This is a genomic window from Pseudoalteromonas arctica A 37-1-2 (genome assembly GCF_000238395.3).
GTDB classification, from domain to species: Bacteria; Pseudomonadota; Gammaproteobacteria; order Enterobacterales; family Alteromonadaceae; genus Pseudoalteromonas; species Pseudoalteromonas arctica.
Map to the genome: position 1 here is coordinate 3,357,929 of NZ_CP011025.1, position 26,355 is coordinate 3,384,283.

General features: G+C 39.2%; 26 protein-coding genes. 11 read left to right on the forward strand and 15 right to left on the reverse strand.

Annotated elements, in window-relative coordinates; all coding sequences use genetic code 11:
- The first annotated feature begins 89 nt into the window (after positions 1-89).
- Positions 90-1,058 (forward strand): class 1 fructose-bisphosphatase, encoded by a 969-nt coding sequence (locus PARC_RS15210; RefSeq protein ID WP_010553311.1) that lies wholly within the window; start codon positions 90-92, stop codon positions 1,056-1,058.
- Positions 1,059-1,243: 185 nt separating this feature from the next.
- Here PARC_RS15210 and PARC_RS15215 read toward each other — a convergent pair whose 3' ends face one another.
- Complete coding sequence (locus tag PARC_RS15215) at positions 1,244-1,570, reverse strand: hypothetical protein (protein ID WP_007581969.1); 327 nt, start codon at positions 1,568-1,570, stop codon at positions 1,244-1,246.
- Between the two features lie 43 nt (positions 1,571-1,613).
- Here PARC_RS15215 and PARC_RS15220 point away from each other — a divergent pair, with 43 nt between their 5' ends.
- A complete protein-coding gene (locus PARC_RS15220) occupies positions 1,614-1,973 on the forward strand; it encodes a DUF5522 domain-containing protein (protein WP_010553312.1) in 360 nt (119 codons plus the stop codon).
- A 160-nt stretch (positions 1,974-2,133) separates the two neighbouring features.
- Here the strand turns inward: PARC_RS15220 and PARC_RS15225 are convergent, their stop codons facing one another.
- Complete coding sequence (locus tag PARC_RS15225) at positions 2,134-2,967, reverse strand: sulfurtransferase (protein ID WP_010553313.1); 834 nt, start codon at positions 2,965-2,967, stop codon at positions 2,134-2,136.
- Between the two features lie 92 nt (positions 2,968-3,059).
- On the opposite strand from PARC_RS15225, the gene PARC_RS15230 reads away from it, so the two are divergent.
- Positions 3,060-4,082 carry a glycosyltransferase family 9 protein gene (locus PARC_RS15230; protein ID WP_010553314.1) on the forward strand — a complete coding sequence of 341 codons (1,023 nt, stop codon included), beginning with the start codon at positions 3,060-3,062 and terminating at the stop codon, positions 4,080-4,082.
- Here the strand turns inward: PARC_RS15230 and PARC_RS15235 are convergent.
- From PARC_RS15235 to PARC_RS15255, 5 genes are all read right to left on the reverse strand, one after another.
- Entirely contained in the window at positions 4,069-4,488 is a 420-nt protein-coding gene (locus PARC_RS15235; RefSeq protein ID WP_010553315.1) for a group I truncated hemoglobin, read from the reverse strand. The two genes, PARC_RS15230 and PARC_RS15235, sit on opposite strands and share 14 nt — an antisense overlap.
- Positions 4,488-5,321 carry a DUF3034 family protein gene (locus PARC_RS15240; RefSeq protein ID WP_010553316.1) on the reverse strand — a complete coding sequence of 278 codons (834 nt, stop codon included), beginning with the start codon at positions 5,319-5,321 and terminating at the stop codon, positions 4,488-4,490. The genes PARC_RS15235 and PARC_RS15240 overlap by 1 nt, the downstream gene beginning before the upstream one ends.
- Positions 5,308-7,623, reverse strand: a complete 2,316-nt coding sequence (locus tag PARC_RS15245) for a bifunctional diguanylate cyclase/phosphodiesterase (protein ID WP_007581956.1) — start codon at positions 7,621-7,623, stop codon at positions 5,308-5,310. The genes PARC_RS15240 and PARC_RS15245 overlap by 14 nt, the downstream gene beginning before the upstream one ends.
- On the reverse strand, positions 7,616-8,278 hold the full coding sequence (locus tag PARC_RS15250; protein ID WP_007581955.1) for a methylamine utilization protein: 663 nt from the start codon (positions 8,276-8,278) through the stop codon (positions 7,616-7,618). Before PARC_RS15250 ends, PARC_RS15245 begins: the two co-directional genes overlap by 8 nt.
- Before the next feature lie 122 nt (positions 8,279-8,400).
- Positions 8,401-9,504 carry a phosphoribosylaminoimidazolesuccinocarboxamide synthase gene (locus PARC_RS15255; RefSeq protein ID WP_010553317.1) on the reverse strand — a complete coding sequence of 368 codons (1,104 nt, stop codon included), beginning with the start codon at positions 9,502-9,504 and terminating at the stop codon, positions 8,401-8,403.
- Between the two features lie 178 nt (positions 9,505-9,682).
- Here PARC_RS15255 and PARC_RS15260 point away from each other — a divergent pair, with 178 nt between their 5' ends.
- Genes PARC_RS15260 through PARC_RS15275 form a run of 4 tightly spaced genes read left to right on the forward strand, consistent with a single transcriptional unit; the run spans position 9,683 to position 13,229 of the window.
- Positions 9,683-10,756, forward strand: a complete 1,074-nt coding sequence (locus tag PARC_RS15260) for a CDP-glycerol glycerophosphotransferase family protein (protein WP_010553318.1) — start codon at positions 9,683-9,685, stop codon at positions 10,754-10,756.
- Positions 10,757-10,765: 9 nt separating this feature from the next.
- A complete protein-coding gene (locus PARC_RS15265) occupies positions 10,766-11,464 on the forward strand; it encodes an ABC transporter ATP-binding protein (RefSeq protein WP_010553319.1) in 699 nt (232 codons plus the stop codon).
- Positions 11,461-12,714 carry an ABC transporter permease gene (locus PARC_RS15270; protein WP_010553320.1) on the forward strand — a complete coding sequence of 418 codons (1,254 nt, stop codon included), beginning with the start codon at positions 11,461-11,463 and terminating at the stop codon, positions 12,712-12,714. The genes PARC_RS15265 and PARC_RS15270 overlap by 4 nt, the downstream gene beginning before the upstream one ends.
- Before the next feature lie 14 nt (positions 12,715-12,728).
- A complete protein-coding gene (locus PARC_RS15275) occupies positions 12,729-13,229 on the forward strand; it encodes a DUF3299 domain-containing protein (RefSeq protein ID WP_007581943.1) in 501 nt (166 codons plus the stop codon).
- Positions 13,230-13,322: 93 nt separating this feature from the next.
- On the opposite strand, the gene mutM is transcribed toward PARC_RS15275, so the two are convergent.
- Together mutM and PARC_RS15285 are read right to left on the reverse strand one after the other, a co-directional pair.
- Positions 13,323-14,132 (reverse strand): bifunctional DNA-formamidopyrimidine glycosylase/DNA-(apurinic or apyrimidinic site) lyase, encoded by an 810-nt coding sequence (gene mutM / locus PARC_RS15280; RefSeq protein ID WP_007581941.1) that lies wholly within the window; start codon positions 14,130-14,132, stop codon positions 13,323-13,325.
- On the reverse strand, positions 14,132-14,647 hold the full coding sequence (locus tag PARC_RS15285; protein WP_007581940.1) for a hypothetical protein: 516 nt from the start codon (positions 14,645-14,647) through the stop codon (positions 14,132-14,134). Before PARC_RS15285 ends, mutM begins: the two co-directional genes overlap by 1 nt.
- A gap of 118 nt (positions 14,648-14,765) precedes the next feature.
- Here PARC_RS15285 and PARC_RS15290 point away from each other — a divergent pair, with 118 nt between their 5' ends.
- Positions 14,766-15,692, forward strand: a complete 927-nt coding sequence (locus PARC_RS15290; protein ID WP_010553321.1) for a manganese-dependent inorganic pyrophosphatase — start codon at positions 14,766-14,768, stop codon at positions 15,690-15,692.
- 200 nt (positions 15,693-15,892) lie between these two features.
- On the opposite strand, the gene rpmG is transcribed toward PARC_RS15290, so the two are convergent.
- The 3 genes from rpmG to radC all read right to left on the reverse strand — a co-directional run bounded on the left by rpmG (position 15,893) and on the right by radC (position 17,245).
- Entirely contained in the window at positions 15,893-16,048 is a 156-nt protein-coding gene (gene rpmG / locus PARC_RS15295) for a 50S ribosomal protein L33 (protein WP_004335545.1), read from the reverse strand.
- Between the two features lie 11 nt (positions 16,049-16,059).
- Positions 16,060-16,296 carry a 50S ribosomal protein L28 gene (gene rpmB, locus PARC_RS15300; protein WP_004335549.1) on the reverse strand — a complete coding sequence of 79 codons (237 nt, stop codon included), beginning with the start codon at positions 16,294-16,296 and terminating at the stop codon, positions 16,060-16,062.
- Positions 16,297-16,570: 274 nt separating this feature from the next.
- Positions 16,571-17,245 (reverse strand): RadC family protein, encoded by a 675-nt coding sequence (radC, locus tag PARC_RS15305; RefSeq protein ID WP_010553322.1) that lies wholly within the window; start codon positions 17,243-17,245, stop codon positions 16,571-16,573.
- 144 nt (positions 17,246-17,389) lie between these two features.
- On the opposite strand from radC, the gene coaBC reads away from it, so the two are divergent.
- The 3 genes from coaBC to PARC_RS15320 all read left to right on the forward strand — a co-directional run bounded on the left by coaBC (position 17,390) and on the right by PARC_RS15320 (position 22,191).
- The gene (coaBC, locus tag PARC_RS15310) at positions 17,390-18,583 is read left to right on the forward strand and encodes a bifunctional phosphopantothenoylcysteine decarboxylase/phosphopantothenate--cysteine ligase CoaBC (protein ID WP_010553323.1); all 1,194 of its coding nucleotides are present in this window, start codon (positions 17,390-17,392) and stop codon (positions 18,581-18,583) included.
- Between the two features lie 111 nt (positions 18,584-18,694).
- On the forward strand, positions 18,695-19,282 hold the full coding sequence (gene slmA, locus PARC_RS15315) for a nucleoid occlusion factor SlmA (protein WP_007581932.1): 588 nt from the start codon (positions 18,695-18,697) through the stop codon (positions 19,280-19,282).
- Positions 19,283-19,422: 140 nt separating this feature from the next.
- Positions 19,423-22,191, forward strand: a complete 2,769-nt coding sequence (locus PARC_RS15320) for a S9 family peptidase (protein WP_010553324.1) — start codon at positions 19,423-19,425, stop codon at positions 22,189-22,191.
- Between the two features lie 76 nt (positions 22,192-22,267).
- Here the strand turns inward: PARC_RS15320 and PARC_RS15325 are convergent, their stop codons facing one another.
- From PARC_RS15325 to PARC_RS15335, 3 genes are all read right to left on the reverse strand, one after another.
- Positions 22,268-23,425: an ROK family transcriptional regulator gene (locus PARC_RS15325; protein WP_007586058.1), complete on the reverse strand. Its 1,158-nt coding sequence runs from the start codon at positions 23,423-23,425 to the stop codon at positions 22,268-22,270.
- A gap of 74 nt (positions 23,426-23,499) precedes the next feature.
- The gene (locus PARC_RS15330; protein ID WP_010553325.1) at positions 23,500-24,741 is read right to left on the reverse strand and encodes a glycerate kinase type-2 family protein; all 1,242 of its coding nucleotides are present in this window, start codon (positions 24,739-24,741) and stop codon (positions 23,500-23,502) included.
- Positions 24,742-24,751: 10 nt separating this feature from the next.
- Positions 24,752-26,332, reverse strand: coding sequence for a sodium:solute symporter family protein (locus PARC_RS15335; protein ID WP_010553326.1), 1,581 nt, complete (start codon positions 26,330-26,332; stop codon positions 24,752-24,754).
- Between the last annotated feature and the right edge of the window lie 23 nt (positions 26,333-26,355).

Genomic DNA, 26,355 nt, shown 5'->3' on the forward strand with positions numbered 1-26,355 from the left:
ACAATACAGTTATTTAAGACGAATTTCAGCGCTCTAAGCTAATCTCTCTCACATTATGATTGGTTTTAACACGTTATCAGGAAAATAGAATGCGTAGACTCCCTCCAGTATTACTAGAAGATGGTTGTTCAAGAGAACTTTTATCATTAATTCGAACAATTTTAGCGGCATGTAAAGAAATTTCGTTTCGCGTTGGTCAAGGCGCGCTTTCTGGCGTATTAGGCTCAACCCTTGATGAAAACATTCAAGGTGAAACTCAAAAAAAGCTCGATGTATTATCTAATCAGCTGTTAAAAGATATTTTACTGGAATCAGGTACGGTTAAAGCAATCGCCTCTGAAGAAGAAGACTACACAGTAGCAGGTAACCCAGACGCTAAATTTATAGTGGCATTTGATCCACTCGATGGCTCGTCAAATACCGATATTAACTCGCTTGTCGGTACTATATTTTCCATTATGGAAGCGCCTGAAGGTTCTGACGCCGCTGACGAAAGCATTTTTATGCAGCCAGGTCATAAGCAAGTTGCAGCAGGTTACGTACTTTACGGCCCGTCAACAATGCTTGCGCTGACTACAGGTAAAGGCACGCGTATGTTTACCCTTGATAAAACACAAGGCAGCTTTTTACTTACACAAGATTTTGCTGATATTCCTGCTGATACAAACGAATTTGCCATTAATACGTCTAACCAACGCCATTGGCAACCAGCGATGCAAAACTATATCAATGATTTGCTAGCAGGCGATACAGGCCCGCGCGCTAAAAACTTTAATATGCGCTGGATTGCAGCAATGGTGGGCGATGTGCATCGTGTACTTAGCCGTGGTGGTTTATTTACTTACCCTACCGACACCAAAGATCCTAAAAAGCCAAATAAATTACGCCTACTTTACGAAGCAAATCCAATGGCTATGTTAGTAGAGCAAGCTGGCGGTATCGCATCAACCGGTACCGAACGTATTATGGATATTCAGCCTGATGCAATCCACCAGCGTGTAGCCGTTATTTTAGGTTCTAAAAACGAAGTAGAAACGTGCTTGGGATATCATAAATAATCGCTTAAAACGATTGTCTTCAATTTAAAAAACCGCATTCAATTGAAGTGCGGTTTTTTTGTAGGTGAGGTATTACACCTCGCTTTCTAAACACCAAAGCCACGTTACATGAGCGCGAAGTAAATTCGCACCTACAGGGTTGCATATATTGTAGGTGAGGTTTTATACCTCGCTTTTTAAACAAATCAAATTTTTACTAACGCAACTATTTGAGCAAGCTTTTGATGATTAAGCTCTCCCATTTGCTCGCTATTACTGAGCGCATAAATAAAACCTTCATGCTCTGCACAATCAATGTCATCTCGCGATTCAATTACGTTTGCCCAAAGCTCTAAATCATCTAAGTCTATTTCGTTACTTAAACAGCGTTTAAGGACATCGATTAAAACCTCGGTTGAGAGAGTATAATGAGTTTTATTGCTATCAGCAGGGCTTGAAACGATAACCGATATAGCTTCGTCCCTTTGCTCACCAAATGTAATAAATTCAGCTAATGCTTTTTGTGTATTCATAATATTTGTTATTCTTGGCTCACTGTTACTAAAAAGAATTATAATGACTCAACTTAACTGCACTCAATGCCACAGTACTCTAACGTGTAATGTAGACGATATATCAGCGTGTTGGTGCAATGAGCTGCCAGCTATTTTACCGCTTGATATCACAGCAACAAGTTGTTTATGCCGCAAGTGCACGCTTAATAAAATAAATACTTTTTTAGAGGGTGTTTATACACAACCTATTAAAACCCAAATAGACTTTGCAAAGCAATTTAGAGGTAACGACAATTTAATTGAAGGGCTCGACTACAGCATGCAAAGTGGTTACATGATTTTTAGTAAGTGGTTTTTTTTAAAGCGTGGTTCGTGCTGCAAAAATGGTTGTAAAAACTGCCCTTATGGTTTTAGAAAGTAAAAACCATTTAATACAAATACGAGCAAACATTGGTTTTTACCTTCTCACTTTCTTCTCTTTCACTTCGCCTTGTGAATAATATTTTTAAGTACTGTTATTCACAAAGAGGTTTAGAGGCGCTGCGCTTTTAACGTGAGCAAGCTTTACATATCCAACACGTCTACTTTTCTCCCGTGGCGATGGGCAATGAATCACTTGCGCCCCACTCACTCCACGAGCCATCAAAAACACTTAAATTACTGTAACCACATTCAGTAGCAAATAACGCTAAAACACAGGCTGTAATACCTGAGCCACAGCTAAATTGTAGCTGCTGTGCATCCCCGACCACGTCATTAAATATCGCTTTAATTTCAGTAAGTGGTTTTGCTTCACCTTTATTAAGTAAATCCATAAAAGGTAACGAGCGACTATTTGGGATATGCCCGCTACGCATGCCTTTTCGGGGTTCACTTTCTTCGCCTGTAAAACGCTTATAAGCACGTGCATCTAGCAATGCAGTGCTGGGCTCATCGATTACGTCAACCACTTGTTGGCTATTAATAAAATACGCAGAGTTATAGTTTGCCGTAAAATCACCTTTACCTGACGCTTTGCTATAACCTTGTTGTGTGGCGTAATCGCTCTCTAACCACTTTTTAAGGCCACCACTGAGTACTTTAACATTGTGATGCCCCATAGCTTTAAACATCCACCACGCTCTTGCTGCGCTAAATAAACCGCCATCTTCGTATACAACTATAAACGAGTCGTTATTTACACCTGCATTTTGCATCACGTGGGTAAACTGCTGCTCGCTGCATACCATACTTGGTAAGGGATTTGATCTATCGGCCAATTCGTTTTTTATGTCAAAACGTTTAGCGCTAGGCAGCATTGCTTGAGGCGAATAAGCACCCAAAACACCTGGGCGCAGCATACCTGCATCAAATATCACTAATGCAGGGTTGTTGAGTTGTGCCTGCAGTTGTTGGTAGGTGATAAGGTTTTTCATGGTTTATATCCAATAAATAAATAAATAAATACATATTACTTAAAAAATTGAGTTAGAATTATGAATAATTTAATTAAGACAGTATATTAATTATGACCTTACCTATAAATAAAAAAATAACAGGTACAATTTTAGTCATTCATCCAAAGTTTATTGGTGATGCAGTTAATAATACGACCGCAATATCGCTTTTAAGAGAACTCTACCCTAACAATAAAATAATTGTCCTAGTTAACCCTCTTTTAGCTCCCATATTTAAACGTGATGACCGCTTTAATTTGACGGTTATGATTGACGAGCGTCATGATAAAAAGCAAAAAAAATCTATTTTTTATCAAGCAAAAAAAATAAAAGAGCACAATGTTCAACTAGCCATAATTATGAAAAGTGCCTTTTCTGACGCTTTACTCTGCACTCTAGCAAATATAAAATATAAAATAGGTTATAAAAAGAATGGACGTTCTTGGCTGCTAAGCCACAAATACAAGATTAATAATAATCACCACTACATAAATAGATATTGCCGCTTAGTAAATGAACCACATAACCAACCATTTACTACATCCCCTTCAACTTACGTTTTTAGTAAAAGAAGTAAATTAATTAAAGCTGATCGTAATAAACCTACGATTGCAGTTTATTATGGTGGTTTAGTAAAAAAGTATAGACACTATCCATCATCTCAAGCGTTTCAATCGTTAGCTCTTATAAACCAAACATTACCGTCTCATTTTGTACTGGTTGGGGACAACCAAGAGATAACAGACAATGCAAAAATATCTACAGATTTAATAGAGAATAGTATTGATTTCCAAGACCTAACTGGTAAAACAACACTGACCGAACTTGTCGATATAATTGCCAGTGTAGATTTATTAATTACGATCGATTCCGGTGCAATGCATATAGCTGCTGCAACAAAAACAGCATTCGTTGCTGTAGTTGGTTTAGGAACTTCACCCTGGAGTATTGTAGAACCTAAGTGCGAGAACAAAATATCTCTAGTTGCCAATGGCAGTAGTTTAAATGATGCTGAAATAATTAAAGAAATTTCACCAGAAAAAATAGTTGAAGCTGCATTTTCTTTACTAAAAAATAAAATTACATTTTTATGATTTCATCACGAAGTGGCGCCATTCTAGAAAGAATATCGTTTTGTAAACTATGGCTAACATTTTGCTCATTCATTGCATTTATAAGCAAATCAACAACATGATTAAAATCTTTCTCTGTAATATGCATACCAGTATGAATAGCCACCATAGAGTCGCCATCGTATGTACATGGGCCTTCTACTAACATGCACATATGAGTAATAAACCCTTGGCGAAAGTACGCTATATTACTGTGTTCAAAGTAATGAATTATCTGCTCGTCATTACCTATTTGATAGATAAAGCTATCAACAATTCTGCCTATCCCCGCTTTACCATCCAGCTTTTGATAAAGCGATAATTGCGTTGAGCTAGCACAACTACAAAGCAATCCTACGCATACTATAAAAATACCAACGCTTTTCATTACCAATACCCTGTTACCGATAAATACCAACCTGTTTGATCGTCAGCTCCTGCAATGCTTCCTAAATCAAGGTAAGCCACTGTCACACTTACGTGCTTATTAGGCATCCATGCTACAAATAAGTCTTTCCAATCTTGTTCGCCTAAGTTTAAGTTATTTGATTTTTGACGATACTCAACACCTACGGCTACTTCACGACTAAAAAATAGTGCTGTGCTGCCTTCAAATAGCACTTTACCACTACCATTTTCTCCACCGTAGCCAAGCAAACCAAGTTGATTAGCTTCGCTGTATCGTGTGGTTACGTTCCAAAACCAGTTATAACCAGCAATAGCCCCCAAATGTAACTTACTAGCAGCGAGGTAGTAGTCAGTGCCGCTGGTATCTTCTGCGCCTACAAGTGTTGCAATACTGCCATCATCCAGTGATTTATGCTGAATACCTAAGCTAAGCTGTGGCCAATCACTGTAAACAATATCGCCATATAAACGTATTTTAGCACCTGTAATTGATTGCTCTATTTCAGCATCAAGTGCTGGTACATCAAAGCGCTGTTGGGCATAACTGAGCTCAACACGATTAAATAAATTAAGTTGTGCACCACATACGTCAAGTGTGTAGTCGGTTACATCTGCGCGGCTACAAAAGCCATTTATCGAAAATTCATCATCACTTGCGTACCCAGCAAGTTGTGCCCACGGTACAATACCACCGCCGCCACTGCCTTCAATTTGAGAAACTCCCGGCGTAGCTAGCAGTTTTCCATTGCTTGCAATGCTCGGTACACTAATTATTAAAAACAAACTTGCTAATAAGTATTTAATTTTTTTCATAGTATTCCTCCAGCCATTCTTCTAATAGTTCTGCTTTTAAAGGCCTACTTAAGTAATAGCCTTGTGCATGGTCGCACTGCATGCCTCTAAGTAAATTTAATGAGCCAAGTGTTTCAACCCCCTCAGCTACAACAGAAAAGCCTAGCTGATGCCCCAACGTAATTGATGATTGCACTATAAATTGATCTTTTTGCGATTCATCAAGTTTTAGGATAAAGCACTTATCTAGCTTAAGCTCATCAATCGGTAACATTTTTAATCGACCAAGTGATGTTTGCCCTACACCATAATCATCTAATGATATTTTAACGCCAATTGCCTTTAGGTTTTCGAGCGCTTTAATACCTTTTTCTTCGTTTTCGATCATATCGCGCTCAGTAAGCTCAATAGTGATCAGCTTAGGATCTACTTTGTACTTTTTAAGCGTACGAACTAATGCAGCATGAAAGCCCGGAAATGCTATGTCTTGCGCAGATACATTTATTGCAGCCTGTAAGTTTATATTTTTAAACTGCCAATCAGCTACTTGTGCTACAACCGTATTAACAACCCACCCAGTAAGCTCAACAATAAGGCCCGACTGCTCAGCTAAGTCAATAAACAGTTCAGGATTAACCCAGCTACCATCTTTTCGCTGCCAGCGAATAAGTGACTCAACTTTATCTATTTTTTGCGTTTTCATGTGTAATTTTGGCTGATAGGTCATAAATAACTGGCCATCGTCATCACTAATAGCCTGCTTTAATTCATCAAGCATTATTAAGCGCTCTAAGTGCGCCTCGTCTTCACCATTTTGATAATAATGTATGCTCTCTTGTGTGTTTGCAGCACTTTCAACAGCAATTAGCACGCGGCGCATTAAGTCATCACTTGCAATTCCTTGCGTAGGATACTGCACAATGCCCGCACTAAAGCGTAAGTTAATTTTTAGTTTTTGAATGGTGTAGCACGCTTGTAATTGTGCCATTAAGCCAACAATCCCGCTTTTGTGTTCGCGCGCTGCAGCCGTCGGAAACACAGTTAAAAACTCATCGCCGCCAATACGAGCATGAAAGCCCCCTAACTCATCCGAAAACTCACTTATTCTGCAAGCAACCGCCTTTAGGCAGTCATCACCAATGCGCGGACCGAGCTTATCGTTTATATGGCGAAGACCCTTTATGTCTATTGCAACGAGCGTGTACTCGGCTGATGAATCTAACTCATCATCAAGCACCTCAAGCATGGCTGAGCGGTTATAAAAGCCTGTTAGGGAGTCGTGTCTGGCTTGAAAGCTAATTTGTTGCTCGCGCTGATTAATATCATTACCCATGCTATCAAACGCTGCGACTAGCGTGTCTATTTCGGTACTTTGCCTTCGCCCTTTAAATTCAAAAGCATAATTACCTTGTGCAAATTGCCTTGCTATTACAGCTAGTTGAGTAAGTGGCGTAGTTAAGTTATTTGCAAATATGCTGCTCGTAATAACACCTACAAACATAGTTAAAATAGCTAAAATAATAAGTGTAAAAAGAAGTTTTTCGAAGTCACTATAACTTTGTGTTAAATCGGCGCTCAGTAAAATAATTATAGGATGGGTCAACAACGATGGTAAATCTATATCTCGGTTACGATACACCAAATACTCACCAAAAAAACGCGATGTGGTTACGGTACTAAAATAGCTAACAGGTTCAAATTGCTCAGGGCGATTAGCTAATGAACTAATAACAATATCGTCAGCGCTACCTATAAAGCTCACATCCATGCCTGTTAAGCTTTTTAGTTCATGGGCTACATTGTCATCAATTTTAAAACCCACCAAACTATAGGCCACTGTACGTGGCGCTCTTACGGGTAATAAAATAATTTGGTAAAGCTCGTTATTTAGCACCACAAAACTAGACTCTTCTGGCGCACTTAAAAGCTCTTCCATTAACGGCTTTAAGTTATGTGCAAAAGCGTCTTCGTCAGTATTGGCGGAAATTAGCCTACCCGATAAATCAAGTAGCAGCATTAATTCGGCATCAATACGTTGGCTATGATTAAACAACACACTGCTTATTGTCCCGGCATCCCGCGTTGCTACAGCTTGCTTAAAACCAAAGTCGGAGGTGAGTACTTTTGCTGCGGTTAGTAGTAGGCTTTCTTTTGATTTTAAATATTGCTTATAAACATTTTGCGCTACGGTAATGTCTTGATTTACTTTTTCTTCTTGAAACTTACTCGTAGACCACCAAAAACTAAACAAGCTGACCATAGTGGTTAATAACACTAAGCCAACACATAAAATGGTTATGCGATTTCGTAAACTATTAGTCATTACCAGCCTTAAACTTACTACCAAAGGTATTTCTAGGTGCTGGGGTCGATGTGTTTACTGTTATCTGTAACTGTTTTTGAGAATTAATTGTTATCATTTTTTTATTCTCCAATGGCGCTGTTTGTAAAGGGTGCCACACACTCACTTGTGCAGGCAGCGTATTAATAGGCAAACTAACATAGCCTTTTTTATCTGTTTTATATACGGATTCACTACTCGCTACATAGATATAGCCAACCATAGAGTCATGAATATTACACCCTAAAACAACAACCCCTTGTTGCTCAAACGTAATGGGCTCTTTTGGTTGCCCTGAATATAATCTTAGTTGAAAAGGCTTAGCTTGTGAAAAAGAATAAACATGATGGCGAATATTATCGCTGTTAGGAAAGTTAACTTTTTGACCCTGTTGTACAACTAATAATTCGGGTAAAAACTGCTTATGGACTTGATCCATTATAGCAATGGGCAAATTTGATGGTGTGGCTTGTTTGTCAGCAATATTAAGCTCAACCACTGCACCTGATAACTTTTGGCCGTGTTGATCTTCTATTACTAATTCAATATTCGCACTTAAAGCAAACTGACTAAAAAACAAACCTATAGCTAAAAAGTAATGACTTTTAGCAAACTTTTGCAATGCCCGCTCAAACATAACAACACCTAAATATTAATGTAAGGTTAAGTTAATTAGAGACGAGCACTAATTGCAAGAATTATAGCCCAGTAACTAAAAATAAAGACTTAGTTACTGGCTTTGTTAGCACTTAAGTGCTGCTATTTAACAATTAATCCGTAATCGTTATCTAAAATAGTAATTACTTCTTGGCGAGGATTCTCTGGGATCACAATATCTTTACCTACAATTTTGCTCGCTATGCCAACATAGGTATTTGACACTTCAAGCATTACTGATTCTGGTAAAATATAATCTTTTGCTAATTGCTCACGCTCACTCATGCGATCTTTATTTAATAATACGTCGCTCTCTGGCACATTATTAATAAGTAATTGGCGAAAACCTTCTTTAGAATTTTCAACAATTTTACCATTTTTGTATGCTGCTTCATCCCAAATACGTGACGAATCAGGCGTGCCTACTTCATCTATATATATAAGCTGTTGCGCGCCATTTAAATCCTCTACATAACCAAACTCAAATTTTGTATCTACAAAAATTTGGTTAAGCTTCGCTAGCTCATCACTAATTAATTTAAAACCTTCAACTAACAGTTTTTCGTATTTGGTTACGTCATCTGCCGATTTAAAGTTAAATACATCTAAGTTATTAGTAATGTTAGCGCGAGTAATATTTACATCATCAACTGGCGGAATATCAGCAACGCCTTCAATAATACCTTTTGTTGATGGCGTAATTAAAACGTTATCAAGCTTTTGGTTCGCTTTTAAGCCTTCTGGTAAGTCAATACCACAAAAGTTACGTATGCCTTTAGCGTAGTCACGCCACATGCTGCCCGTAATATATTGGCGAGCAATTGCCTCTACTTTTACGGTACTGGCTTTGCGTACAATCCACACATACGGATGCGGAATATCAACAATATGATTACCCGCAAGACCCGCTTTATCAAATAACTTAAACCAATGGGCTGCCACTGAGTTTAACGCTATACCTTTACCTGGTACGCCATTTAAACCATTTTCGCCTTGCCAAATGCAATCAAATGCAGAAATTCGGTCTGAAATAACCATAATCGCAAGCTCAGTACCTGTCGGTACTTGGTAGCCTTTGTCTTTAATTAATCGTGCGCTGTCTTCATCAGTTAACCAATAAACTGAACGAACTTTACCGCTGTGTACTTCACCTTTGGTACGAATGGGTAAATCATCGTTTACGTCTAAAACTTTATAGCTAGTCATGCTATCTCCGGGGTTAGGGATGCTCTTTGAGCAAAGTATGGTATGGGGTTATATGGGCTGTATAATAATCTAGCCAACCTCAAAGCTCAATCGGATGCTTAAAACAAATAAAGGCATATATTTATAAGCGAGTCGCAATGGGGTAAACTTAATGTGCCAACCAGCCTGAGGAGATAGCTTGAACTACTTAACTGCCACTAAAAATAAAAAATACTTGATGTATATCTCTCAAAATTATTCGTACGCTATCTTGAGGCCTATTCAGGCTGCAGTACTAGCTAATGGTGGCGAAGTGCGCTGGTTTTTACAAGGTTTGGCAGTCAATCCTAATTTTTTAAAAAAAGAAGAAAAACGGCTTAATACAATAGAAGATATTCACGAATGGAAACCCGATGCAACGTTTGCACCGGCTAATTTAATACCCACTTTTTTCCCTGGTATCAAAGTAGGTGTGTTTCATGGCTTTGATGCAGGTAAGCTAGATAAAAAAGGGAATAACGATCATCTTAAAGCTAGAGGTTGTTTCGACCTGTATTGTACACAAGGCCCAAATACAACAATCCCATTTAAAGCCTTACAAAGAAAACTAGGCTATTTCAAGGTAACAGAAACTGGCTGGCCTCCTCTTGACCGATTATTTGATGGCATCACCGAAACGCCTTATACAAATAAATCAGACACCCGACCAACCTTATTAATCTGCTCTACATTTTCAAAGCGACTATCGCTTGCACCAAAGCTATATGAGCAAATAAAACATTTTAGTGAAACCGGAAAATGGCGAATTTCAATGCAATTTCATCCAAAAATGCCAACTGAATTGGTGAGCAAATATAAGGCATTAAGCAATCAAAATTTAACGTTTATTGAGACCGACGACGTAGTCCCTTTATTAAAATCAGCCGATGTTATGTTATGCGATACATCATCAGTACTTTTAATGTTTTTAGTCCAACGAAAACCTGTGGTCACCTTTTGTAATAATGCTCCTGAGGAACACCTACTTAATGTAACAGACCCTAATAAAGTTGAAGAAGCCTTAGAGCAGGCTTTCACGTACCCTAAAACACTTATGAAAAACATTGAAAACTATTGCCAAGAGCTTCATCCATATACTGATGGGCAGTCGAGTGAACGCGTAGTTGCTGCAACAAATGAGTTTTTATTAAGTGAAGATAAACTAAAACCTAAGCCATTTAATATTATTAGGCAATTTAAAACGCGCAGAAACCTCAATTATTGGAAATGGTAAAATAAAGTAATGATCAACCTAAAAAACGTAACTTTTAAGTGGCATAAAAGCGATAGCTCACCCACGCTCAACATAAAAGAGTTGGTTATAGAAAAAGGTGAGCATATTTTTTTACACGGTCCTAGTGGCTCAGGTAAATCGACATTGTTAGCGATTCTTGCTGGTATTAATACAGCCACCAGCGGTGAGGTATCAATTTTAGACAAAAACCTAACTACATTAAGCAATACTACCCGTGATATTTTTAGAGCGGATCACATTGGCTACATTTTTCAAAACTTTAACCTGCTTCCTTATTTAACCCCTATTGAAAATATAACGCTTGGGTGTGAGTTTTCAAAAAGCCGAAAACAAAAAATATTAAAGAAATCATCAAATAAAAACTCTGCCTTACAAAAAGAAGCGATACGGTTATTAAATGCTTTAGGCCTTACTGCCCAGTATCACCATAAAGATGTAGCGACATTGAGTATTGGACAGCAACAGCGCGTTGCTGCCGCTCGCGCATTTATAGGCAGCCCTGAATTAATAATTGCTGATGAGCCCACATCTGCACTCGATACAAATAATCGTGGTAGCTTTATAAAGCTACTGTTTGAGCAGGCAAAGCTATCTAATAGTACGTTGGTATTTGTGAGCCACGATGAAACACTAAAGCCTTTATTTAACCGCTCCATTGACCTTATAAATTTGCAGGAGCAGGTATGATCATCACTAAACTTGCTTACAAAAGCTTATTAAATCGCCGCGCAAGTGTACTGCTTACATTATTTACTATCGCAATTAGTGTAATGCTACTTTTGAGTATTGAAGGTGTACGAATTGATGCTAAAAGTAGTTTTAGTAATACTATTTCGGGCACTGATTTAATTGTTGGTGCGCGTACCGGCGATATACAGTTGCTACTTTCGTCAGTATTTAGAATTGGCCATACTAATAACGGCGTAAGTTGGAAAAGTTATGAATACATAACAAGTCAGCGAGGCGTAAAATGGAGCATACCTATAAGCCTAGGCGACAGCCATAAAGGCCAAGCGGTACTAGGCACAACACTTGATTACTTTAGCCATTATCGCTTTGCAAAAAAACAAAATTTAACCTTTAACAAAGGCCACCCTTTTGCCGCAATTAACGAAGTGGTGCTAGGTAGCGAAGTTGCAAATAAACTAGGCTACAAACTTAACGACTCTATTGTTATATCGCACGGCATGGGGAACACGAGTTTTCATCATCATGACGATAACCCATTTAAAGTCGTCGGCATTTTAAACCCAACAGGCACGCCTGTTGATAAAACGCTGCATATTCCTTTGGCTGCAATCGATTTAATTCACGGCGGTAAAGCGAGCCTTGAGCATGAGCATGAGCATGAGCATGACGAACATAACAACCTAGTTGGGCATCCAAAACAAATTACGGCATTTTTAATGGGATTCAAATCGCCTTTATACACGCTACAAATTAGGCGTAATATAAATCAATATAAGCCAGAAGCCTTGCTTGGGATTATGCCAACCGTAACACTTAAAGAGTTATGGGAAATGCTCGCCATAGTAGAAAAAATACTTTTGCTATTCTCAGCTGTTGTCGTGTTAATTAGCCTACTTGGCATGCTAACGACATTGCTCGCAAACCTGAGTCAGCGTCGTCGCGAACTTGCTATATTACGTTCGGTAGGCGCTCGCCCTTGGCATTTATTTACACTTATAAGTATTGAGTCACTACTGACCACTTTACTTGGTTGCCTAGTAGGTAGTGTGCTTTACTATTTAGTTATTTTTTCAGCCAGCGGTTACTTACAAAGCCATGCCGGTATAAGCGTAAATATCACAATACTCTCTTACTATGAACTGGGCTTAATCGGCGTTATTATGGCAGCCGGTTTTATTATTGGCTTAATACCCGCTACTCGCGCTTATTTTTATTCACTCAGCGATGGTATGAGTATAAAAGCATAATTTTTAGGTATTTTATGACATTTTTTAAAACAGCTTTTCAGTACATTGCTGCTATTGGCTTATTATTTATAAGCGTAGCGAGTTATGCTAATCCACCAAAAGAAATTTTTTGGGAAGACTTAATCCCTAAAAACCACGTGCAAATAGACACTCAAGCACAAGCTAATCACGAAGGTAGTGATCAAAACTGGGTGCAACCCGATTTAGATGCTCCAGTGGTAAAGGCACTTGATGGCCAATCGGTGAGTTTGCCTGGTTTTGTTGTGCCACTTGAGGGCGATAGCGAAGTAATTACCGAGTTTTTACTCGTTCCTTATTTTGGCGCCTGTATACACGTACCACCACCACCGCCAAATCAAATAGTCCATGTAACAATTAAAGGTGGAGTACCAATAGATAGCCTATACGACGCAATTGTTGTAACTGGAATAATAAGTACTGAAACATGGTCGGGCGAAATAGCGCAGGTAGGATATAAAATGAAAGCGGTCGGTGTAGCACCGTTCGAGCTTTAAAATAAAGGGCCCGCTTTTAAAGCTGGCCCTTAAATATCATTAAATTTAGAATCGATAAAATTAAAATAACTGAATACTCAAATAACTAGATAACTACTTTTGGCAATTTGAGCAAAAAATAGTACTGCGCTGCCCCAATCTAATTTCTTCTAATTCGTTTTCACACGTCATACATGGCTTGCCTTTGCGCCCATATACTAATAACTCTTGAGCAAAATACCCGGGCTTACCATCACTTTGTGCAAAGTCTTTAAGCGTTGTACCACCTTGCATAATGGCCGCAGCAAGCGTGTCTTTTATAATAGGGATAAGTGCTTGATAACGTTTGAGCGATACTTTTCCCGCTTCTCGCTTTGGATGTATACCCGCTTTAAATAACGATTCATTCGCGTAAATATTACCAACACCAACCACCACTGCGTTATCCATAATAAATTGCTTTACGGGTACTTTTTTATTGCGCGATTGTTCGTACACGCGTTTAGCAAAAAAATCATCGGTAAGCGGCTCAGGGCCTAGCTTAGAGAGTAGCTTATGCACTTCACCTGGCTCTTGCCATAAGCAGCAACCAAAGCGACGAGGATCGTTTAAGCGCAGTGCTTTACCGTTGCCAAAAATAAACTCTACGTGGTCATGCTTTTTAAGCGGCTCACTTTTATCTACAACACGTAAATTACCTGACATACCCAAATGTAAAATAGTGCTCCCAAGCTCACAGTGCAAAAGTAAGTATTTAGCTCGTCGTTCAATACTAGTAACAATTAGCCCTTCAAGTTGATACACGTCATCTGGCACTGGCCAGCGCATACTGGCATTGTAAATATTTACCTTTGTAACAACTTGGTTTTGTACGTGGGGAGTGATGCCCATTCGGCTCACTTCTACCTCTGGTAATTCAGGCATTAATTAGACTCACTTTGTGAAAAATCAAAACTAGGAAATAACTGCTGTGCAGTTTTTAAATCGAGTGCGAGTATTCGTTGGCTACTCTTTTCGAGTAAGTAATATTGCCCATCGCCTTTATAAAGCAAATAAACCCAAGGTAAACTCTCGCCAGCCAACTCAAATGTAGCAACATATAAAGGCGCATTAGGATTAAAAACAACAGATTCGTTAACGCCCATTAACTGCGCGCTTTGCCATTGGTTAATTAAATCACTAAGTTGCTGCTCAGATGCTTGCCACACAAGCGGTATGTCTTTTTGTAGTGGGGTTGTACGCCAGCTTGTTCCTATTCGCTCAATTTTTTGATCAACAAATTGCAGTGTCAGTACAAAACTTTGCTGGGGGAGTACGGCTTGTAATGTTGGTTTATCCTCCCCTCCCAAAAGTTGCTTATGCCAGCCATTTAAGAAGAAGATCATAATCAACATCGAAAATATTATAACGTTGTTCCAACCTTTACGGCCCAGTCGCATATTAATACACCTAGTAAATTCAAGATTTTAAAGTGTAACTAAAACTTAATTGCGCTGTCTATATGTTAAAGGCCGCAGACTTTGTTAGAATATCGGCAAATTTAAAGGAGTTCCGTCAATGTCTATGTATGTAGTGGGCCATAAAATCCCAGATTCAGATTCTATTTGTGGTGCAATTGCACTGGCTTATTTAAAAAACCAAATCGATGAGCCTGCAATTCCAACTCGTCTTGGTGAAATTTCACCTGAAACTCAATTTATCCTTGATAAATTTGGCTTCGAAGCACCAGAGCTTAAATTAAGCTACGCGGGTGAAGATGTGTATATTGTAGATCACACAGAAAAAACACAAGCACCCGATGATATCGACCAAGCTCGCGTTGTTGGCGTGGTAGATCACCACAAATTAGGTGACTTAACATCATCGACCCCGCTTGAATGTTGGATTCGTCCTGTTGGTTGTTCAAACACCATTATTAAAATGATGTACGACTTCTACAGCGTAGAAATCCCTAAAGACATCGCGGGTATTATGATGTGTGCAATTTTAAGCGACACAGTCATATTTAAATCACCAACATGTACCACTGCCGATATTAAATGTGTTGAAGCGTTAGCTGAAATTGCAGGTATCGATGACTTTAAAGAACTGGGTATGGATATGTTTCGCGTTAAATCTGCGGTAGAAGACACACCAGCACGTGATTTAGTAATGCGTGACTTTAAAGATTTCAACATGAACGGTAACCTAGTAGGCATTGGCCAACTAGAAGTAATCGACCTTGCTGTTTTTGACGATATTAAAGCAGACCTTGCAGCCGATATTGCTAAGCTAAAAGTTGAGGGTAATCGCCACTCTGTATTTTTACTGCTTACCGATATAATGAAAGAAGGCTCAGAAATGCTAATTGTATCTGACGATGCAAACTTAGTTGAGCAGGCTTACGGTGTAAAACCAGAAAATGATAAAGTATGGTTAGATGGTGTACTGAGCCGTAAAAAGCAAGTAGTACCACCACTACAAGATGCATTCACAAAAATCTAATGATACCAATTTCATTAAAAACATGATTATTTTATCGCATTAAATAACTCACTAATTTAATGCTATTGGTATAACGTTTATTGATTTAAAAGCCTTGTTGGTTATGCCAACGAGGTTTTTTTATATCAATTCACTAATCATATTTTTAAAAACAAAAAACCCAGCCTAAGCTGGGTTTTTAAATTCTAAAAGAACTAAAATTACTTAATTTTAGCTTCTTTAAAAAGAACATGTTTACGAATCTTTGGATCAAACTTTTTGATTTCCATCTTCTCAGGCATGTTACGTTTGTTTTTGTCAGTAGTGTAGAAAAAACCAGTACCGGCAGTTGAAACTAAACGGATTTTATCGCGCATGATTCAGATCCTTAAACTTTAACGCCGCGAGCACGGATTTCTGTAAGAACCGTGTCGATGCCTTTTTTATCGATAATACGCATACCTTTAGTAGTAGTGCGTAATGTTACAAAACGTTTTTCACTTTCAACCCAAAAACGGTGTGTTTGTAGGTTAGGTAGGAAACGACGTCTAGTCGCGTTTCTCGCGTGTGAACGGTGATTACCAACCGCAGGACGCTTACCTGTAACTTGACATACTTTAGACATGTCTATATATCTCCAATAACTTCGCTCGAGCTTAATTTAATCTAAGGCCGTGTATTTCCGCCCTAGAGATAAATCGAAGGGCGCTCTTTATACAGCTTTTACAGGCAAAGATCAAACACTGATCTATCCAATCAGCTCATATATGTAAATTTGATAGCGGCTAATTATAAAGATCGAATGCCCTTAGGGAAAGTAAAAACTGCATTTAAATTAAACTAATTTGCCAAAACACGTTAAACAGCTCATTTTTAACACACTTCTGTATCTAACAAAGCTAAATCAGGCCTCGCTCGGCAAACGAAACACACGTTTCTCCACCAACAATGATGTGATCGAGCACACTTATGTCGACCAATTGCAGTGCTTGCTGCAATTTATTAGTAATAAGTTTGTCTGCTTGGCTCGGTTCTGCAATACCACTTGGATGATTATGCGCAAAAATAACAGCGGCTGCATTATTTTTAAGGGCAGCCTTTACCACTTCACGCGGATAAACGCTGGCAGAATTAATTGTGCCATAAAAAAGTATTTCATCTTTTACTAATCTATTTTGGCTATCCAGATATAACACCATAAATACTTCTTGTTGCAAACCTCGCATTTGAATTGTTAGGTAATCGTAAACTGAGTTTGGCGAATTAAACACGGCGCCTCGTTGGCAACGCTCCTGCATATAACGTTGGCTTAGCTCTAACACAGCTTGTAACTGAACATACTTAGCGGTCCCTAACCCCTTTTGAGAGCAAAACTCCTCAATGCTGGCATTAAACAAATTATGAAGTGTTTTATTCTCGTTTAATAAATGCTGAGCCAACTCAATTACATTCATTCCCGGTAACCCTGTTCGTAAAAATATGGCAAGAAGCTCTGCGTCAGTCAGCGCCTTAGCTCCCTTTGCTATGAGCTTTTCACGAGGTCGAAGTGAGTTTGGTAGTGAAGTAAGTTGCATTATTCATCCTTGAGAGGCGAAAGTGTCTTATAAATGTAATGCAAATTTGAAATTTAGCCTGTTATTTCGAATTAAAAAACTTCGCTGTATGGGTAAAGATTTGTTATTTTAAGCCCAATATTTAATAAAAACTGATGAACATCCATGACTAACTTAACAAACAAAAAAATTGTACTAGGTATTACCGGCGGTATTGCAGCTTATAAATGTGCAGAACTCGTTAGGCGATTAAAAGACTCTGGTTGTGAAGTAAAAGTAGTTATGACTGAATCAGCTAAACACTTTATTACACCACTGACCATGCAAGCCGTTAGTGGAGAAACAGTCTCTGACTCATTACTAGACCCTTCTGCTGAAGCTTCAATGGGGCATATTGAATTTGCAAAATGGGCTGACTTAATTTTAGTTGCTCCAGCGACGTGTAATATTATTGCTAAAATGGCAGCCGGCATTGCTGACGACCTACTAACGACGTTACTGCTAGCAACGCCTGCAAAAGTCGCAGTTGCACCAGCCATGAACCAGCAAATGTATGCACACGCAGCAACACAAGCTAATTTAGCCACATTAAAGGCACGTAACGTACTTATTTGGGGCCCAGGTAAAGGTGAGCAAGCCTGTGGCGATATCGGCGCTGGACGCATGTTAGAGCCACATGAGCTAGTTGCGCTATGTACAGCAAAAGAGCAACCGCAATTACTTTCAGGAAAAACAATTACAATAACAGCAGGCCCAACGCGTGAGCCTCTCGATCCGGTTCGTTTTATATCAAATCACAGCTCTGGAAAAATGGGTTATGCACTGGCAGAAGCCGCTTTGCAACTCGGTGCTAAGGTTAATTTAATTTCGGGTCCGGTCACTATAAAAGCCCCTACTGGCGTAAACCTTATCAATATAGAAAGCGCTGAGGAGCTATTAACTGAGTCACTTACCTATGCACCACAATCAGATGCATTTATTGGCTGCGCTGCTGTAGCAGATTATCGAGCTGCAAACATTGCGACTCAAAAAATGAAAAAGCAAGGCGACGAACTCACCCTTACTTTAACTAAAAACCCTGACGTAATTGCAGCTATTGCCAACCTTAAACAAAACCGTCCTTATACTGTGGGGTTTGCCGCCGAAACTCAAAATGTAGAAAGCTATGCTAAAGGTAAACTAAAGAATAAAAATCTAGATATGATTTGCGCTAATGACGTATCAAAAAGTGGCTTAGGGTTTAATTCCGATCATAATGCCTTAACACTGTACTGGCATAACGAACAACTAGAATTACCAACTACAAGTAAAATAGAAATAGCTCGCAAGGTGATCGAACAGCTGGCTAAACATCTATAAAAAGGCTGGAAACAAACTGAATAAAACATTAACATACGCCAATCATTTGAACAAAAAATGACTAGGGTTCTTAACTGCGCCACTAAGAATAACTAATAAAAAGGAATGTTCATGCCTGCGACAAAAAGAAGTAATCGCAAAGAGCAAATACTGCAAGCACTCGCACAAATGTTAGAAACTAATTTAGGACAACGTATCACCACAGCAAAACTAGCTGCTGAGGTGGGTGTGTCTGAAGCCGCCCTATACCGTCATTTTCCGAGCAAAGCGCGTATGTTTGAGGGCTTAATTGAGTTTATTGAAGATACCCTTTTATCTCGTATAAATATTATTATTGAAAACGAAAAAGAAAGCCAAACGCGCATTTATAACATTCTATTATTACTTCTAACCTTTGCTGAAAAAAACCCAGGCATTACTCGTATTTTAACTGGCGACGCATTACAAGGTGAGCAGGAACGTTTACGCGAGCGGGTACAAAGTCTGTTTGAAAAACTAGAAACTCAGTTTAAACAAGTACTTCGTGAGCGTAAATTACGTGAAGGTAAAAACTTCCAAAGTGATGAGCTTACACTTGCAAACTTTTTACTTGCCTACGTTGAGGGCAAAATGAATCAGTTTGTACGTAGCGACTTTAAAGCAAAGCCAAGTGTTCAATTTGAAAAACAATGGCTTGAGCTACAAAAAATTTGGCTGTAATTACTGCTAAATTAATAAATTAAATACCAAAAAACGACCTACGGGTCGTTTTGTCGTATGTAGCTGCCATTTAACTGATCCGCTCGAATTATGAACCAAACTCGTTACAATGAAACAATGTCATAATACGAGAATCAATAATGAAAACAAAACTCACCTTATTAAGCACGGCACTCGTTGCCAGCTTAACTAGCACCGGCATACACGCCAAAGAATCGCTACAATTTAAAGACGTTTTTAGTTTTAAATCAGCTAAAAGCACGCAACTATCTGACAATGGTCAAGTACTCACTTTTAGTGCAACGCCGTATCGTGGAAATGCAACTGGTCAAGTTTACTCACTACAAAGCAATACACTCATCGCAGAAGTAGAACGCGGCACTAAGCCTCATATTAATAAAGCCGCTAACTGGGTCGCTTTTACACAAGTACCTACCTTACTTGAAAAAGAAACAACCAAAAAAAAAGACACACTTAAAAACAATCTGGTACTCGTAAACACACAATCAGGTGCCCAACAAAGCTTTGCTGATGTAAAAGATTACACGTTATCTGATGACGGTATGTGGCTTGCTTATCGTTTAAATAAAAAAGACGATGACGCAAAAGTAGAAGATAAAACCGATAGCACTAAAAACGAAGAAGACAACGCTATCACGCCCGATAAAAAAGATAAGAGCTATGCGCTTGTTATCGTAAATTTATCTGATAAACGCTCCCATACAATAGAAAACGTATTTAGCTACGCTATTAACTCAGCTAACAGCCAGCTATTAGTGAGTCAAAGTTACAGCGATGGTAATAACAACCAAATAGCGTTAATTGAGCTCAGTGACTTTAATAGCAGCGTATTAATTGATGAACCGGGCGTAATCGCAAATAAAATAGCGTGGCACCCAACTGACAATATTGCAGCGTTTACATTGGGTAACTATGTAAATGATGACACCCGCCGTCGAAGCTACACTTTACAGCTATATAAAAACGAGAAGCTCTCAACTATAGATTCACCTAATAAAACCTGGGTTTTAGGTAAAACAGCATCCCTTAAATGGTCAGAAAATGGCGAGCGCTTATATTTTGAAAACCATCCAAAATTAGCAGCTAAAGTAAAAGCCAAAGAATATACCGACGAAGCCTCATTGTACGATTTTGACACTATACGCGAACATAAAGGTTTAGATGTATGGCACAACAACGATGCGCAAATAAAGCCGCGTGAAGAACAACAATGGAACGAAGTTAATAAAAACCGCCATTACAGCGCGGTATATCACGTTAACTCGCAAAAAGTGGTACAGCTAAGTACACCAAACATGCCTGAGGTTGCACTAAACCCTCAGCGAGATGCCTCTTTACTTGGCTCATCTAACATCCCCTACTTAGAAAAAATAATGTACGGCGGTTTTTTTGCTGATTACTTTGCAGTAAATATAAACACCGGTAAACAAACTCCCATTATTAGTAACTACCCGTTTAAACCGAACCTTGCACCTAATGGAGAGTTTGCGGCTTACTTTAGCGATAGCCAAATACAGTTAAAAGATTTAAAAAATAATAAAGTAACACCGCTTACAAAAGCGATTCAGGCAACCTTTGCTGATGATAAACACGACTACCCTTCTACCCAACCTGGTTATGGTTTTGCTGGTTGGATGACCGATAGCAGCCAAGTGCTTGCTTATAGTAAATACGATATTTGGGCATTTGACGTAAAAACGCAGCAAGCTAAACGCCTAACTAATGGTAAGCAAAGCAATACGCAGTACCGTGTTATTAAGCTTGAGAAAACCCAAGTGGGCTTTAAAAAAGGCGATACATTACTTGTCTCTGCTATTAACTTACAAACTAAACAAAGCGAAGTTGCAAAGCTCGACTTAGCCACTAACACAATAACTAACGTGCTTAGCGGTAATAAACGCTTTGATATGGTTAAAAAAGCCAAAAAGGCTGACAAGTACTTGTTCACCTCGCAAACTTATAGCCAATTTCCTGATTACTACCAAACTGATTTTAGCTTTAGCGCACCAAAACAAGTAACCACCCTAAACCCACAAATTAGTAATTTTGCCTGGGGCGAAAAGCCAGAACTAATAAGCTATAAAGGCTTTGACGGTGAAGATTTACAAGGTGTATTAATAAAACCAGCGGGCTATAAAAAAGGCGATAAAGTACCTGTGGTTGTGTATTTTTATCGTTACATGAGTCAGCGCATGTTTGATTTTCCAAAAATGGAATTAAACCATCGCCCTAACTTCCCTATGTTTACCTCAAACGGTTATGCGGTATTTTTACCTGATATTCGTTTTGAAATAGGTCACCCGGGTAAATCGTCAACGCAAACCATGATAAACGCCACCCAAAAATTAATAGATTTAGGCATAGCCGACCCAGATAAAATAGGCTTACAAGGTCACTCTTGGGCAGGTTATCAAAGTGCGTTTATGATAACCCAAACAGATATGTTTAAAGCGGTTGTATCTGGCGCGCCAGTATCAAACATGACCAGTGCTTACAGTGGCATACGTTTAAAATCGGGCCTTGCTCGTCAATTTCAATACGAAACAGGACAAAGCCGTATTGGCAAAAACTTATTTGAAGCACCAGAACTTTATATAGAAAACTCACCAGTATTTTTTGCAGACAAAGTTAATACGCCTATCTTAATAATGTCTGGCGACAAAGACGATGCAGTACCTTGGCATGAGAGCGTGCAGTACTACTTAGCTCTGCGCCGTGCAGGAAAAGATGCTACATTTTTACAATACGAAGGTGAACCACACCACTTGAAAAAGTTTCCTAATCAGGTCGATTTTTCAGTACGTATGATGCAGTACTTTGATCATTACTTAAAAGGCAAACCAGCTGCAAAGTGGATGACACAAGGCGAGGCATTCGTTGAAGAGTAAATAACCCACACAAAAAAAGCCGATATTACATAAAACAATATCGGCTTTTTTGTTTTTAAAATGTGTATTTTTTACCCTACAAACACAACTCTCTAAATGGCAATGTGGCTGCGCCAATTGATACCGGAAAATTATCAATATTAGATACCACCAGCTTTGGCATAGGGCGTTTAGCGCCACGTCTAAATTGTGCATAAACCTCAGTTCGTGCAATAACTTTTTCAGCCAACTCTTTTGGAATATGGCCACCAATAATAATCGCCTCAGCATCTAATAATGCAGAGCAACAGGTTGCCACTAAATCAAATGAGTCTTGAACTTTAAACAACCACTCTTCAACGCCAGGCCAATCGGGGTCAAAGTTGTCATGCAGGTCGTAAATAGAAGTAACCGCTACGCCATTTTTTTTCAAAATACGTTTTAGTAATTCAAGATTAGGGTGGGCATATAATTTAGGCGGTAGCATGTCGCCAAGCTCACCTGCGTTTCCGTATGTACCGCGCAGTACGTCGCCATTATTTACAATACCACCACCAAATGCGGCCGACACAAACATATAAACAAAGTTTTTATATTCACGACCAATACCAGCAACACCTTCACCTGCGGCTGCGCCTGTAGCATCGTTAACAACCCAAGTTGGGAGCTGAAAATGCTGCGACACAATATCGATAATATCAACCTGCGACCACTCTTCTAGCATATGGTGGGTATTCATTTTCCCATCCATTGAGCTAAAAAAGCCAGAGATACCCACGCCCATTCCCAGTACTTTTTCACTTGGAATGTCACGCTCAGCGCTTATTTCTTCCACCAGCTTTTGTGCACATTTAAGCACATTATTAATGCTCATATCCGACATTAGCTGCATATGGGTGTAAACCACCTTTCCCGTAAAATCCATTACAGCAAGCGAAATAGCATCAAGTAAAATAGCTAAGCCAAAGGTAAATCCGTAATCGGGGTTAAGGGCAATGCCAAACCCCGGCTTACCTTTTTTATTAGGAATAAGCGTATCGCTTTGTACAATTACACCGTGCTGGGTTAACGACTTAAGTAAACGCGACACAGTTTGCTGTGGAATACGAGTTGCGCTCACAATATGACTTTGAGTTACGCACTTTTCCCAAAACACCACTTTTATAATATCGCGCTCAATATCTTGAAATAGCTTTTCGCCTTTTCCAAGCTCAAAACCAGAGCGTAATAAGTTACTGTTGTTTAACGAAAACATAGGTATTAACCCTAACAAAATTGGAGCACAAGATTACGTGAAACCATTATAAAGAACAAGTGGGCAAACTGCGCCTACTCAATCACTATCACTCTAAAATCGTTCACATTTGTGTTAGTTGGCCCAGTAATAATTAAATCATCAATTGCTTTAAAAAACTGATGGCTATTATGCCCTTCTAATTGCGCTTGAAGGCTCTCTCCTGCGCTTTGTGCCCGTATAACCGTTGTGCTATTTATGTAAGCACCCGCTACATCTTTACTACCATCTACACCATCTGTATCACAAGCAAGTGCGTAAATACCCGCTTCGCCATTAAGTGCCTCAGCCAACGCCATTAAGTATTCTTGATTGGGCCCGCCATCGCCATAAACATCAGCAACGGTTACTGTAAGCTCGCCACCTGAGAACAACATAACGCGCTTGCCTTGGGATTTTTGCTCAAGAGCGATAGCCGCATGTTGCTTTGCAACTTCTTTAGCCTCGCCTTGAATATCATACCCTAGTACCTGGGTTTCCCAACCTTGATGTTGTGCAACACTTATAGCGCTATCAATAGCATGCTGTGCATTTGCAACAATAAAGTACTCACCCACGGTATCAGCAACTCGTTCTTGCTCTGGTTTTAATAAATGCGCTTCAACCTCTGCAATTACCGGCCAATTGTACTTTTGTAAAACAGCCAGTGCATCGGCTTTAGTACTGCCATCGCTAATGGTAGGGCCTGATGCTATATCACTTGGTTTGTCCCCTACTACATCTGAAATAATGAGCGTAACGTAATCCGACTTAGCGGCCTGCGCTAACTTACCGCCTTTAACAAGTGACAACTGCTTACGCACTACATTTATTTCATCAACGCTTGCACCACTTCGAAGTAAAAACTGATTAAGCTTTTGCTTTTGTGAAAAAGGCACATCATCAACAGGTAGGCACATCAACGACGAACCGCCCCCCGAAATAATAAACAAAATAGGAATATCAGCCGGATTATTTCTTACAAGCTCCAATAACTCCTTGCCAGCAGCTAAGCTGTTATCGTCTGGTGTTGGGTGGTTTGCACTAAGCACTTTAATTCGCCCAGTATCACCGCTACTTTCGTAGCCATAACGCGTTACCACTGCGCCAAAACATTTATCACCATAAAAGCGATTAACTTCGGCGGCCATTTCAGCGGCGGCTTTACCCGCCCCCACTACACACAAACCTTTGCTTGCATCTATATTTTCTAAATACTTACTCATGCAAGCACTTGGTTTACAGGCATTTACCGCAGTGGTAAATAAATCAATTAAAAACGACTTTTTAGAATCCATTAGTCACAGCTCACGAAAAAATTGAAGGAATAGCTAAACAAATTAATATCATCACAATAAACATGCTAAGTAGCATAACGATATCTTTGCCAGTTAAAATTGAGTTTGATACTGTCTCGGCATTTTGTACTTTTGTTACTTCGTTTACCTCTCTTGGAATTAAACGACTCGTAACATAAATAATCACAGCAGCGCTTACAAAACCGATAAAATTCCACCAAAACCAGAAAATATCAGGCGCAAATACCGACACCAACAAGTTAATTAATACACCACTAATTAAGCCAATATTGGCATGCAATGCAGCACTGCGTTTACTTAGTACAGCAACTAAAAATACTGCCAGTATTGGGCCATAAAATAACGAGCCGACTTTGTTAATAGCTTCAATAATGGTCGGCGCTATGTCACCGGCAAAAAGTGATAGTACTAAGGTAATTGCGCCCCATGCTAAACCTAAGTATTTAGCTAACTTTAAGTAAGATGGTTGGTCTAGCTCTTTATTAGATATACGGCTGTAATCTTCAATACTTACCGCCGAAAGTGAATTAATTGCAGAGCTAAGTGACGACATCGCTGCCGACAAAATAGCGACAACCAATAAACCAATTAAGCCATGCGGTAGGTAATCTAAAATAAATATAGGCATCATCCAATCAGGGTTATCTGCTGGAATTTTTGCTAAAAATTCAGGGTTACTCATTGCCAGAGTGCCAACAATTAAACCCGACACGCAATATAAAATAGTAATAGGAAAGCGCACTACACCATTTGCTAAAATCATGTAGCGTAGGTTTTTAGGATCTTTTGCACTGAGCGCACGTTGCGCTTGCGTTTGGTCACACCCATAGTAAGAAGCGTAAAGTACCACACCACCAAAAATCATCGGTAAAAAGCCAAAGCCATCACCACTAAAACCAAATGAATCAAACTTAATCGCTTCTAATCGGCTCGAATCAACATTGGCAATAAAGGTATCAACCCCACCCAAGTGATATAGTCCAAACCCAATACAAGCAATAGTACCCAATACAATGATGATCATTTGAATCGCATCACCGTACACTACGGCTTTCATCCCGCCTTGCAGTGAATATAAAACGGTTATAACGCCCGTTAGTACAATAGCTTGCCATGCTTCTATTCCCATGGTGCCTTGTAAAATAAGCGATACCGCGTAAATCATAATGCCGGTCGCAAACGCACGGCTAAATTGAAAAACCACACTAATAAGTACACGGGTTGAGCGCCCAAAGCGCATTTCTAGATAGTCGTAAATACTGACAATGCCGCTTTTATAAAGCTTGGGTAAAATAGTCGCTAAAATTAAAATCATCGCCAGCGGAACACCCAGCTCATACGAGAGCCATTGCATACCACCACCTTCACGCAAACCAACAAATGCAGGAGCCGAAATAAAGCTAATAGCCGAAAGCTGAGTGGCCATTACCGACAAAGCTAAAGGTTTCCAACCTAAGCTTTTACCCCCTAAAAAGTAATCATTTTTATTGGTTTGTTCGCGTAGCATAAATCCCATTACCAATAAGGCACCAAGATAAAGAGCAACTATTGAAAAATCTAATATATTCATAATTAATTCGCGTATTCACAATA